This is a genomic window from Escherichia coli, from assembly GCF_036503815.1.
GTDB lineage: Bacteria > Pseudomonadota > Gammaproteobacteria > Enterobacterales > Enterobacteriaceae > Escherichia > Escherichia coli_F.
The window spans coordinates 2862464-2873533 of record NZ_AP027764.1; the positions used below are offsets into that span (position 1 = coordinate 2862464).

The 11070-nt window shown below is 49.3% G+C and carries 6 protein-coding genes; 5 read left to right on the forward strand and 1 reads right to left on the reverse strand.

The annotated features are described in order from the left end of the window. Positions 1-682 precede the first annotated feature (682 nt). Positions 683-3550, forward strand: coding sequence for an autotransporter outer membrane beta-barrel domain-containing protein (ycgV, locus tag AABJ99_RS13755; protein ID WP_001353264.1), 2868 nt, complete (start codon positions 683-685; stop codon positions 3548-3550). A gap of 99 nt (positions 3551-3649) precedes the next feature. Here ycgV and dhaR read toward each other — a convergent pair whose 3' ends face one another. Further along, a complete protein-coding gene (gene dhaR / locus AABJ99_RS13760; protein ID WP_039021479.1) occupies positions 3650-5569 on the reverse strand; it encodes a dihydroxyacetone kinase operon transcriptional regulator DhaR in 1920 nt (639 codons plus the stop codon). A gap of 227 nt (positions 5570-5796) precedes the next feature. On the opposite strand from dhaR, the gene dhaK reads away from it, so the two are divergent. From dhaK to treA, 4 genes are all read left to right on the forward strand, one after another. Next, positions 5797-6867: a dihydroxyacetone kinase subunit DhaK gene (dhaK, locus tag AABJ99_RS13765; protein WP_039021480.1), complete on the forward strand. Its 1071-nt coding sequence runs from the start codon at positions 5797-5799 to the stop codon at positions 6865-6867. A gap of 10 nt (positions 6868-6877) precedes the next feature. Beyond that, positions 6878-7510: a dihydroxyacetone kinase subunit DhaL gene (gene dhaL, locus AABJ99_RS13770; RefSeq protein ID WP_039021481.1), complete on the forward strand. Its 633-nt coding sequence runs from the start codon at positions 6878-6880 to the stop codon at positions 7508-7510. 10 nt (positions 7511-7520) lie between these two features. Further along, the gene (gene dhaM, locus AABJ99_RS13775) at positions 7521-8939 is read left to right on the forward strand and encodes a dihydroxyacetone kinase phosphoryl donor subunit DhaM (RefSeq protein WP_039021482.1); all 1419 of its coding nucleotides are present in this window, start codon (positions 7521-7523) and stop codon (positions 8937-8939) included. A 320-nt stretch (positions 8940-9259) separates the two neighbouring features. Beyond that, positions 9260-10957, forward strand: coding sequence for an alpha,alpha-trehalase (treA, locus tag AABJ99_RS13780; RefSeq protein WP_039021483.1), 1698 nt, complete (start codon positions 9260-9262; stop codon positions 10955-10957). The last annotated feature ends 113 nt before the right edge of the window (positions 10958-11070 follow it).

An 11070-nucleotide genomic window follows, 5' to 3' on the forward strand; every position in this document is an offset into this window, starting at 1 on the left:
AAAGACATAAGTGTTCAGATGAGGGATATCTCATTAGCAATGAGATCACGTAAGTTTGTGTTCCACTGCACATCAGACACCTTTTACAGCTGATCAATATTGATCACGCTCCAATATGCTGGCGAGAAAAGGACTTGCCTGAAGGGCAATATCCAGCAGATAAAGCCCCCGAATAACGTGATTACGTGCGATCCTGGCAAGATGAAAATGATAACCAGTATCACGATAATAACGATATGCCAGAAAATCCATTGATCAAAAATGAATATCGATGTTTTTTGCTTTTTCTTATTAGTAATGCAAAAATGGCTCATATTGTTTTTGTTATGCAGATACATCAAGCGAAAATCCCATAACTAATTAGGATTATTACCAAAAATATTCACCAAATTATTTAACCGCTGTTTGTTGTAATGTTTTTGTCATATTCATAGTAACGAATTGGAATAAGTAACGACAACTTAGGGAATAACTCGATCTAAACTCACCTTTGTAAAGGGGATGTTAAATATATATTAATTCCTGTGTTCCTGATTTTGCCCGGTAATAGAGAATTATTCTCAGAGCAGCTCATCATGATTGCACCATACAAATATCATGATGATAAGAGGATATTATTCATTGACTTAAACAAAATGACAAAATCCATAGACCCATAGCTTGGGTACTATATAGGAGTGGTATGGGCATCAAACAACACAATGGGAATACCAAAGCCGATCGTCTCGCTGAATTAAAAATCCGTTCGCCCTCCATTCAACTGATAAAATATGGCGCTATTGGTTTGAATGCAATTATCTTTTCCCCCCTGCTGATAGCTGCTGATTTAGGAAGTCAAAATGGCACCAATATTACTATTAATGATGGTGACAGAATTACAGGAGATACCGCCGATCCATCAGGAAACCTCTATGGTGTAATGACCCCAGCAGGAAACACGCCTGGCAATATCAACCTGGGTGATGATGTCACCGTCAATGTCAACGACGCCTCTGGATATGCAAAGGGAATCATTATTCAGGGCAAGAACAGCTCTCTGACAGCTAACCGACTTACAGTAGATGTTGTTGGTCAAACCTCTGCCATCGGCATTAATTTAATTGGTGACTATACACATGCTGACTTAGGCACAGGCAGCACCATTAAGAGTAACGATGACGGCATCATTATTGGGCATAGCTCAACACTAACAGCCTCTCAATTCACCATTGAAAACTCGAACGGTATAGGCCTAACCATCAATGACTATGGCACCAGTGTCGATCTTGGAAGCGGTAGTAAAATCAAGACCGATGGAAGTACAGGTGTTTATATCGGTGGTCTCAACGGCAATAACGCCAACGGTGCTGCGCGTTTTACGGCGACAGACCTGACAATCGATGTTCAGGGCTACAGCGCCATGGGAATAAACGTACAGAAAAACTCTGTTGTCGATCTCGGAACAAACAGTACCATTAAAACCAATGGCGATAATGCACACGGCCTCTGGAGCTTTGGCCAGGTGAGCGCGAATGCACTCACTGTTGATGTAACTGGAGCCGCTGCCAATGGCGTCGAAGTTCGTGGTGGTACAACCACTATCGGTGCTGATAGCCATATTTCTTCCGCGCAGGGCGGTGGCCTCGTAACCAGTGGTTCAGACGCGACAATCAATTTTTCTGGCACGGCAGCGCAACGAAACAGCATCTTTTCCAGCGGTTCTTATGGTGCCTCAGCCCAGACGGCAACGGCTGTTATCAACATGCAAAATACCGATATTACGGTTGATCGTAATGGCAGTCTGGCGCTGGGTTTGTGGGCGCTCAGCGGCGGTAGAATAACAGGAGACAGTTTGGCTATCACCGGCGCGGCAGGAGCCAGGGGGATTTATGCCATGACCAACAGCCAGATCGATCTCACGAGCGATCTGGTCATTGATATGAGTACACCCGACCAGATGGCCATCGCAACGCAACATGACGATGGTTATGCCGCCAGCCGCATCAACGCCTCGGGTCGTATGCTTATCAACGGTAGCGTTCTTTCTAAAGGTGGGCTAATCAATCTGGATATGCACCCTGGGTCGGTTTGGACAGGTTCTTCCCTCAGCGATAATGTCAATGGCGGGAAACTGGACGTTGCAATGAATAACAGCGTCTGGAACGTAACAAGTAATTCTAATCTCGACACGCTGGCGCTGAGCCATTCAACTGTCGATTTTGCCAGCCACGCGTCAACTGCCGGCACATTTACCACATTAAACGTAGAGAACCTTAGCGGTAACAGTACCTTTATTATGCGTGCTGATGTTGTTGGCGAGGGTAATGGCGTTAATAATAAAGGAGATTTATTGAATATCTGCGGGAGTAGTGCTGGTAATCACGTATTGGCTATCCGTAACCAGGGCAGCGAGGCCACAACGGGAAATGAAGTTCTGACAGTGGTAAAAACCACTGACGGCGCGGCCTCGTTCAGCGCGTCTTCTCAGGTTGAGTTGGGGGGATATCTGTATGATGTGCGTAAAAATGGCACTAACTGGGAGCTTTATGCTTCCGGGACAATTCCGGAGCCGACTCCTAATCCAGAGCCCACACCAGCTCCCGCTCAGCCCCCCATAGTCAACCCAGATCCTACGCCTGCCCCCGCTCCCACGCCTAAACCCACCACGACCGCAGATGCTGGCGGCAATTATCTCAATGTCGGTTACTTATTGAACTATGTTGAAAACCGTACGCTGATGCAACGGATGGGTGACCTGCGAAATCAGGGTAAAGACGGTAATATCTGGTTGCGCAGTTATGGGGGAAGCCTGGACTCCTTTGCCAGTGGCAAACTGAGCGGCTTTGACATGGGTTACAGCGGTATCCAGTTTGGTGGGGATAAACGTCTCTCTGATGAAATGCCGTTGTATGTCGGTCTGTATATTGGCTCAACACATGCATCGCCGGACTATAGCGGAGGCGACGGTACCGCACGTTCAGACTACATGGGAATGTACGCCAGTTACATGGCACACAACGGTTTTTACAGCGATCTCGTTGTAAAAGCATCGCACCAGAAAAATAGTTTCCACGTACTGGACAGTCAGAACAACGGCGTTAACGCCAACGGCACTGCGAATGGATTGAGCATCTCCCTGGAAGCCGGGCAGAGGTTCAACCTGACCCCTACTGGTTATGGGTTCTATATAGAGCCGCAAACCCAGCTCACATACAGCCACCAGAATGGGATGGCTATGAAGGCGAGTAATGGTCTCAATATACATCTGAATCACTACGAATCGCTGCTGGGGCGTGCCAGCATGATACTGGGATATGACATCACCGCAGGCAACAGCCAGCTGAATGTCTATGTGAAGACTGGCGCTATCCGCGAGTTTTCAGGGGATACCGAATATCTGTTGAACAACTCCCGGGAGAAGTACAGTTTCAAAGGTAATGGCTGGAATAACGGCGTGGGAGTCAGTGCACAGTATAACAAACAGCACACATTCTATCTCGAAGCGGATTACACGCAGGGTAACCTCTTTGATCAGAAGCAAGTCAACGGAGGATATCGCTTCAGCTTTTAAGTGCGGGATAGACAAGCCCTTAAACGATGCTGAAAATTGTTAGCGTGCGCCGGAATGAAATACAGATCACTCAGATGTATCAGAAATCGTCTCTGTCTTTCATACCCGGCGCTTAAACTGCCCTGCATCAATGCCATGTTGCTTCATTTTCCGCCACAGCGTAGTGCGGCCGATTCCAAGTAAAGCCGACATTTCCTGAATGCGACCGCCTGTGACCTGGGCTGCGTTAATAATTGCCTCTTTTTCAACTTCCGCAAATGACAGACTGGTGGAAAGGCGAGTGGCGCTGACATCATCTGTCGCCTGCTCGGTAAACAGATGTTCAGGCAAATCACTGACGCGAATGCGCCCGTTATCACTACTCAGAGCAAGATTCTCGATGACGCTGTAAAGTTCAAAATCGTTGCCTGGCCATGCACAAGAAACCAGGCGAGCGAGGGCATCGTCATCAATTTTCAGACGCGTAGAGAAGCGTTTTTCAAGACTGCGTAATTTGTTATTCACCAGCGCCGGAATGCTGCCACGCCGCATACGCAGAGGCGGGATGGTAATTTCAAATGCATGCAGCGCGTAATACAGCTGGCGACTAAAGCGATTTTGTTCCACCAGCATTGCCAGGTCCGCGGTCGTTGTGGCAATCACTTTGACATCAATTGGTATTAAACGCCGCGCATCCAGTCGCGTGATAACACCCTGCTTGATAACCTGAAGCAAAGCAGACTGTAACTCCACCGCCAGATATTCAATCTTTTCAAGAAACAGCGTGCCGCCGTGCGCCAGTTCCAGTCGACTCAGACGACCATTTTCATTGTCCGTGCGATCGCCGCCAATAAATTCTTCCGCCAGCGCCGCATCACCATATAACTCACAATTGACGGCGATATAAGGCCCCGCTGCACGCTCACTTTCATTATGAATTGCCTGACTTAGCAGTGCCTTGCCTACGCCCTCTTCGCCACAAAGCAAAACAGGAAAGCTACTACGCGCCGCCTGGCGGCCAAAATGAATCAAGCGGCGAGTTTGCGGATCGTCCTGTGGCATATGAGCGAAGGTATGGCTGACTTTTCCCAATTGACTGGTCATCAACTGCCGCATCTGTTCCACGGGATGGAGCAACAAAATAAAGCTGGTTCCCTGCGTTTCTATTATCGGTTTAAGGGTTATCACCGCATCAATAAACTGGTGCTGACTTTCAAAGGTTGCTTCTACGTGTTTGAGCGGATGTGCCTGTTTTATTGCTTGTTGCAATACAGCGGGTAACGTTAAGAGTTCAGTGATCGCCCTTCCCTGACTTGCCGTCGCGTCAAGGCGCAAGACTCGCGCCGCCTGGGCATTGATAAATTGCAAATTACCCTGCTCGTCCCAGCTAATCACGCCATCATCCATACTTTCTAACAGGGCATTAAGTTGATTTAAATGACGGTTAGTTTCAGCGAGCAAACTGTCCGTCAGCAGTAAATTTCCGACCTCGCGTGCGATTGCCAACGTCAACGGCAAATCAGCTGCGGTAGTTTGCTCAACCGGACACGCCAGCGCTATTGTTCCCGTCAATCGGCCCTTGCTGTCAAACAACGGTGTTGCACAAAAGGCCCAGTTCCAGAGTGCCTGTTTGAAATGTTGATCGGCCATCGTTTTCACTGCCTGACCAGAAATAGCCGCTAACGATAGCGCACAGGTACCAATAATTCCCTCTGCGCAATACGTGCCGTCATTGAATCCCAGGACACTAAGCTGGTGCAGCGTTTGTGGATCACCAAAACGACTAAGGATGCAGGCGGTTTCATCAAGGATGAACAGTCCGCACGCCCGCGATTCCATATATTCCCAGGCATCTTCCAGCGCAGCCTGCCCGAGCGTCAGCATCGCTTTCTTACGCCGATAGATAGAAGCAAATGTCACGCCCTGGGCCTGGTGCGGTACGCGCCATGTCTCCCGTTTCATCAGTTTATTGCATCGCTCCCAGGAGGCTGCAATTAAGGGAGATATGCCCCGTTCATCGTTGTTAAAAGCGCCACTCATATCCCGCATCCTTTGTGACAAAAGGTGTTCCGGCTCGCAATTTTTAGTATTAAAACGCGTAAAAGTTTCAATATGGAACATTCATTAAAACATATGTTTCACCATGAAACATAATTTGGGCTAATTTTCTTTTCCCTTACCTGATGCACAATGGATTTATCGGCAGTCAGTGGTCGCCGTGTCGTTGAACATCATCCATGCCCTACCGTAATTGCTGGAGCAAGATAATGAAAAAATTGATCAATGATGTGCAAGACGTTCTGGACGAACAACTGGCGGGTCTGGCGAAAGCACATTCATCGCTGACACTGCATCAGGATCCGGTGTATGTCACCCGAGCTGATGCCCCCGTTGCAGGAAAAGTCGCCCTGCTGTCGGGCGGCGGCAGCGGACACGAACCGATGCACTGCGGTTATATCGGTCAGGGGATGCTTTCGGGGGCCTGTCCGGGCGAAATATTCACCTCACCGACGCCCGATAAAATTTTTGAATGCGCCATGCAAGTTGATGGCGGCGAAGGTGTACTGCTGATTATCAAAAATTACACCGGCGATATTCTTAACTTTGAAACAGCAACAGAATTACTGCACGATAGCGGCGTAAAAGTGACCACCGTGGTCATTGATGACGACGTTGCAGTAAAAGACAGTCTTTATACCGCTGGGCGGCGCGGCGTTGCCAACACCGTATTAATCGAAAAACTCGTAGGCGCAGCGGCAGAACGTGGCGACTCGCTGGAGGCTTGTGCACAACTGGGGCGTAAGTTGAACAATCAGGGCCATTCTATTGGTATCGCCCTCAATGCCTGTACCGTTCCTGCCGCGGGAAAACCTTCTTTTACGCTGGCAGATAATGAGATGGAGTTTGGCGTCGGCATTCATGGTGAGCCGGGTATTGACCGCCGCCCCTTCTCCTCCCTTGACCAAACAGTTGATCAAATGTTCGACACCCTGCTGGAAAATGGCACATACCACCGCACGCTCCGCTTCTGGGATTATCGACAAGGTAGCTGGCAGGAAGAGACGCAAACTAAACAACCGCTTCAGTCTGGCGATCGAGTAATTGCACTCGTCAACAATCTTGGTGCAACTCCGCTTTCTGAACTGTATGGCGTCTATAACCGCCTGGCCACGCGTTGCCAGCAAGCGGGCTTGACTATCGAGCGCAATTTAATCGGCGCGTATTGTACCTCACTGGACATGACCGGTTTTTCCATCACCTTACTGAAAGTTGATGACGAAACGCTGGCGTTATGGGACGCCCCGGTCCACACCCCGGCGCTTAACTGGGGTAAATAAGGAGATAACCATGTCACTGAGCAGAACTCAAATTGTTAACTGGCTCACTCGCTGTGGAGAAATTTTCAGCAAAGAGAGCGAGTATCTTACCGGACTGGATCGCGAAATTGGCGACGCTGACCACGGGCTAAATATGAACCGTGGCTTTAGCAAGGTGGTAGAAAAACTCCCTGCTATCGCAGATAAAGATATCGGTTTCATTCTCAAGAATACCGGCATGACGCTGCTTTCCAGCGTCGGTGGTGCCAGTGGTCCGCTGTTCGGTACTTTCTTTATCCGCGCCGCACAGGCGACACAGGCACGGCAAAGCCTGACGCTGGAAGAACTGTATCAGATGTTCCGCGATGGTGTAGACGGCGTAATCAGTCGCGGGAAAGCCGAACCTGGCGATAAAACTATGTGTGATGTCTGGGTGCCGGTGGTGGAATCGTTACGTCAGTCCAGCGAGCAAAATCTCTCTGTTCCGGTGGCGCTCGAAGCCGCCAGTAGCGTCGCTGAATCCTCTGCACAAAGTACGATTACGATGCAAGCCCGCAAAGGCCGCGCCAGTTATCTCGGTGAACGCAGTATTGGTCACCAGGATCCCGGCGCGACCTCCGTGATGTTTATGATGCAAATGCTGGCGTTAGCCGCAAAAGAGTAAGGAAATGGTGATGGTAAACCTGGTCATAGTTTCACATAGCGCCCGACTGGGAGAAGGTGTCGGTGAATTAGCCCGTCAGATGTTAATGAGTGATAGCTGTAAAATCGCCATTGCCGCGGGAATTGACGATCCCCAAAATCCCATTGGTACCGATGCCGTCAAAGTGATGGAGGCCATCGAGTCCGTTGCCGATGCCGACCATGTGCTGGTGATGATGGATATGGGTAGCGCATTATTGAGTGCTGAAACTGCGCTGGAATTGCTAGCTCCCGAGATCGCCGCAAAAGTACGTTTGTGTGCGGCACCGTTAGTCGAAGGTACACTGGCAGCAACGGTCAGCGCGGCCTCGGGGGCGGATATCGACAAAGTGATCTTTGACGCCATGCATGCGCTGGAAGCCAAACGTGAACAACTGGGTTTACCGTCCTCCGACGCTGAAATCTCTGACACATGTCCTCCGTACGATGAAGAAGCCCGTTCTCTGGCCGTGATCATTAAAAACCGTAACGGCCTTCATGTACGTCCGGCCTCCCGGCTGGTTTATACCTTATCGACATTTAATGCCGATATGTTGCTGGAGAAAAACGGCAAATGCGTCACACCGGAGAGTATTAACCAGATCGCGCTACTACAAGTCCGCTATAACGATACGCTGCGCCTGATTGCGAAAGGGCCAGAAGCTGAAGAGGCGCTGGTTGCTTTCCGTCAGCTGGCTGAAGATAACTTTGGTGAAACGGACGAAGTTGCTCCGCCTACTCAGCGGCCCATTCCGCCTGTTTCGGGTAAAGCCTTTTATTATCAACCAGTTTTATGTACGGTACAGGCAAAATCAACTCTGACCGTGGAAGAAGAACAAGAACGATTACGCCAGGCAATTGACTTCACGTTATTAGATCTGATGACGTTAACAGCGAAAGCAGAAGCGAGCGGGCTTGACGATATTGCCGCAATCTTTTCTGGTCACCATACACTGTTAGATGATCCAGAACTGCTGGCGGCGGCAAACGAATTTCTTCAGCATGAGCATTGCACAGCAGAATATGCCTGGCAGCACGTTCTTAAAGAACTAAGCCAGCAATACCAACAACTGGATGATGAATATTTACAGGCTCGCTATATCGATGTGGACGATCTTCTACATCGCACCCTAATCCACCTGACGCAAACGAAAGAAGAACTCCCGCAATTTAACTCGCCAACCATTTTACTGGCGGAGAACATTTATCCGTCCACGGTTCTGCAACTGGATCCGGCGGTTGTAAAAGGGATCTGCCTTAGCGCCGGAAGTCCGGTATCCCACAGCGCCCTAATCGCCCACGAACTGGGGATTGGCTGGATTTGCCAGCAGGGTGAGAAACTGTATGCGATACAACCTGAAGAAACGTTAACGCTGGACGTTAAAACGCAACGTTTCAGCCATCAGGGATAAACCACCGTTCGGATGGCATCGTTCTGATGCCATCCGGCAATTTACTCTGCTCTGATATTTTTTAACTACCTGTTATATTTTTTACCAAATCATGATGATTTTTTCTGCGCTAATCGCAAACCAAACGTCGCTGGCTGGCTAATAAACAGACTTTATTTAATTACTCTATTTCACCCTTATTTATCCCTTTAATCTCCTTTTCCAAAATGCCTGACAGTTCGCAGAATGAGATTTCGATCATGCAGTTAGTGCGATCCTGAACTAAGGTTTTCTGATACTTGAATACCGTTTTGTTCGGTTTCGCCCAAGGAGAATGATTGATGAAAGCCACCGCCCCTCCTCGCCCGCAAAAAATAGCGTTAATTCCCGCCTGCGTTTTGTTGTGTTTCGCTGCGCTAGCGGTGCAGGCAGAAGAAACGCCAGTAACGCCACAGCCGCCTGATATTTTGTTAGGGCCGCTGTTTAACGATGTGCAAAACGCCAAACTTTTTCCGGACCAAAAGACCTTTGCTGATGCCGTGCCGAACAGCGATCCGCTAATGATCCTTGCAGATTATCGAATGCAGCAAAACCAGAGCGGCTTTGATCTGCGCCATTTCGTTAACGTCAATTTCACTCTGCCGAAAGAGGGAGAGAAATATGTTCCGCCAGAAGGGCAGTCGCTGCGCGAACATATTGACGGACTTTGGCCGGTATTAACGCGTTCTACCGAAAATACCGAAAAATGGGATTCTCTGTTACCGCTGCCGGAACCTTATGTCGTGCCGGGCGGACGTTTTCGTGAGGTATATTACTGGGACAGTTACTTCACCATGTTAGGGCTTGCCGAAAGCGGTCACTGGGATAAAGTCGCGGATATGGTGGCCAATTTTGCTCATGAAATAGACACTTACGGGCATATTCCCAACGGCAACCGCAGTTACTATTTAAGCCGCTCGCAACCGCCATTCTTTGCCCTGATGGTAGAGTTACTGGCGCAGCATGAAGGCGATGCCGCGTTGAAGCAATACCTGCCGCAAATGCAAAAAGAATATGCTTACTGGATGGACGGTGTTGAAAACCTGCAAGCCGGACAACAGGAAAAACGCGTTGTAAAACTTCAGGATGGTACCCTTCTCAACCGCTACTGGGACGATCGCGATACGCCACGACCAGAGTCATGGGTGGAAGATATTGCCACCGCCAAAAGCAATCCGAATCGACCTGCCACTGAAATTTACCGCGACCTGCGCTCTGCCGCTGCGTCTGGCTGGGATTTCAGCTCGCGCTGGATGGACAATCCGCAGCAGTTAAATACCTTACGCACCACCAGCATCGTACCGGTCGATCTGAACAGCCTGATGTTTAAAATGGAAAAAATCCTCGCCCGCGCCAGCAAAGCTGCCGGAGATAACGCGATGGCAAACCAGTACGAAACGCTGGCGAATGCCCGTCAAAAAGGGATCGAAAAATACCTGTGGAACGATCAACAAGGCTGGTATGCCGATTACGACCTGAAAAGTCATAAAGTGCGCAATCAGTTAACCGCTGCCGCCCTGTTCCCGCTGTACGTCAATGCGGCAGCGAAAGATCGCGCCAACAAAATGGCGACGGCGACGAAAACACATCTGCTGCAACCAGGCGGCCTGAACACCACGTCGGTGAAAAGTGGGCAACAATGGGATGCGCCAAACGGCTGGGCACCGTTGCAGTGGGTCGCGACAGAAGGATTACAAAACTACGGGCAAAAAGAGGTGGCGATGGACATTAGCTGGCACTTCCTGACCAATGTTCAGCACACCTATGACCGGGAGAAAAAGCTGGTGGAAAAATATGATGTCAGCACCACCGGAACAGGGGGCGGCGGTGGCGAATATCCATTACAGGATGGCTTTGGCTGGACCAATGGCGTGACGCTGAAAATGCTGGATTTGATCTGCCCGAAAGAGCAACCGTGTGACAATGTTCCGGCGACGCGTCCACTCAGTGAATCAACAACACAGCCGGTAAAACAAAAAGAGGCGGAACCTACGCCTTAACTTTACTGTATATCGAGCAATGCCATTACGTGCATAAAATTGGCATTGCTCTTTCTTCATCACGAAATACCACTCTTTCTACAGTCTATGCCTTTATTTTCTTTTATTAGGGA